The 2,285-nt window shown below is 64.7% G+C and carries 3 protein-coding genes; 2 read left to right on the forward strand and 1 reads right to left on the reverse strand.

All coding sequences use genetic code 11. From position 1 onward, the window contains the following. Both L979_RS10030 and L979_RS10035 read left to right on the forward strand, forming a co-directional pair. The coding region (locus L979_RS10030; RefSeq protein WP_047692073.1) for a DUF3097 family protein at positions 1 to 643 on the forward strand (643 nt) is incomplete at its 5' end. Positions 644 to 745: 102 nt separating this feature from the next. Continuing rightward, positions 746 to 1,312, forward strand: coding sequence for a DUF4870 domain-containing protein (locus tag L979_RS10035; protein ID WP_231559493.1), 567 nt, complete (start codon positions 746 to 748; stop codon positions 1,310 to 1,312). On the opposite strand, the gene L979_RS10040 is transcribed toward L979_RS10035, so the two are convergent. Then, the coding region (locus tag L979_RS10040; protein WP_047692075.1) for a coproporphyrinogen-III oxidase family protein at positions 1,300 to 2,285 on the reverse strand (986 nt) is incomplete at its 5' end. The genes L979_RS10035 and L979_RS10040 overlap by 13 nt on opposite strands.

A 2,285-nucleotide genomic window follows, 5' to 3' on the forward strand; every position in this document is an offset into this window, starting at 1 on the left:
CCAACCGGTGATTGCCGCTGAACCGCGGCGGGCGCCCGCCGCCCCCGCCCGGCGTCGGACGCGTTCCGGCTCCGTGGAGGTGGAGGGTTTCAGGGCCCGGACGGCGCAGGCCTCCCGCATTTGGGTGGAGGGAAAGCACGACGCCGAACTGGTGGCCAAGGTCTGGGGCCATGACCTGGCGGTGGAGGGCGTTGTGGTGGAGCCCCTGCACGGCGTGGATGATTTGGCAGCCGCCGTGAAGCAGTTCCAACCGAGCCCCACGCGCCGTCTGGGCATTCTGGTGGATCACCTGGTGGAGGGCTCCAAGGAGTCCCGTCTTGCCGCCCAGGCCATGCAGGTTCCTGCTGCGCCCGGCAACGTGCTGATTCTGGGCCACCCGTACATCGACATCTGGCAGTCGGTGAAACCATCCGTGCTGGGCATTCCGGCTTGGCCCCATGTGCCCCGCGGTCAGGACTGGAAGACCGGGATCTGCCGGGGACTGGGGTGGCCCCACGCCACGGCCGAGGACCTGGGCAAGGCGTGGAGTCACATCCTCTCCCGCGTCAACACCTACGCGGACCTGGAACCACAATTGCTGGGACAGGTGGAGGAACTCATCGATTTTGTGACCGTTCCCGGCAACGCGGCCACCGCCAGGTAAACTCTGCTCTGACCATGGCGCTGCTTCCCCCCCCGGGCGGCATTGCGCAGCCCCGACCAAGTGACCGCACCAGGGGTGCAGTCCTGATCACAAAGGTGACCCGTGGCCGTTTCGACCAACAGCAGCCGAGGACCCCGCGAAGAAGATCCGAACCCCGGATCCACTTCCGGCCAGGACCAGAGCAGCACCCCCTTTGAAGGTGTCTCAGCCCGGCCTCGCCCCATGAGCGTGTCCGATGACCAACAAATAGCCACTCTGGCGCACATGCTCGGCATTGCCGGTTGTCTGCCGGCCATCGTGATGCACCGGTGGTCCCGTGGCCGCGCCCGCTTCACGGAGCAGGAATCCCTGGAAGCAGCCAACTTCACCCTCACCCCCAGCCTGGTGGTCCTTGCAGGCGTGCTGCTGGCCTTCATCCCCTACGTCGGGTGGATCTTCGCCCTGGTGGCCGCGGCAGCGTGGTTGTTCCTGGCAGTCTGCTCGCTGCAGGCAGCCATTGTGGTCAACAAGGGTCGGCCGTTCGTCTACCGCTTCAACTGGTACCTCTATGACGTCGTCACCCGACGTCGTGCCGAACGCAAGGCGGCCCGCATGGCCTCCGGCCCCATGACCTCCACCGGTGAAATCGTCAGTGTCAGGCAAGCCCAAGGGCGTTCTCAGGAGAGCTGAGGGACAAGGCGGCGCACCACGGCATCGCCCAACAAACGTCCCTTCAGGGTCAAGACCACCTGACCTGCGATGGCCGCACGGCCGTCAATCAAGCCCTCGGCCACAAGTCCCGCCACCTCGTGGCGTTCGGATTCCTGCAGAACTGAAATCGGCAGACCATCAACAGTCCTGGTTTCCAGCATGATGCGTTCAAACAGCTGAGTGCCGGCATCCAAGGATTCGCGCCCGGCGGCCGGTGAGATCCCGTCACGCACCGCATTGGTGTACGGCACGGGGTGTTTGCGGTTCCACCACCGAACACCACCCACGTGGCTGTGGGCACCGGGACCGATCCCCCACCAGTCCTGATTGTGCCAGTAGGCCAGATTGTGCGCGGAGCGATTCTGCGCCGCCGTGCGTCCCTGTGCCGCACGGGACCAGTTGGAGATTTCGTACCACTGATAGCCGGCCTGACCCAACAGTGCATCGGCACGTTCGTACTTCTCGGCCTGGTCATCAGGATCGATCATGGGGATCTCACCGCGGCGCATAGCGGCAGCCATCTTGGTCCCGTTTTCCACGATCAACGAATAAGCGCTGATGTGGTCGGGCTCATAAGAGATGGCCTCCTGCAAGGACTGCTCCCAGTCGGCCACTGACTCCCCCGGGGTGCCGTAGATCAGATCCACACTCACGGACAGGCCGGCTTGTTTGGCCCATTGCACCACAGGTCCCACATTGCGCGGATCATGCGTCCGATCCAACGTTTCCAACACATGGGGCACGGCCGACTGCATGCCGAACGACACCCGGGTGAAGCCACCATCGGAGAGGGTTTGCAGGTCCTCGAGCGTCACGGAGTCGGGATTGGCCTCGGTGGTGACCTCCGCCGTCGTCGTGATCCCAAAGGTTTCCCGCGCCGTGGTCAGCACGCTGACCAAATCCGCTGCTGCCAACCGGGTGGGCGTGCCCCCGCCGAAGAACACGGTGCTCA

Origin of the sequence: Kocuria sp. ZOR0020 (genome assembly GCF_000800955.1) — a bacterium.
Classification (GTDB): domain Bacteria; phylum Actinomycetota; class Actinomycetes; order Actinomycetales; family Micrococcaceae; genus Kocuria; species Kocuria subflava.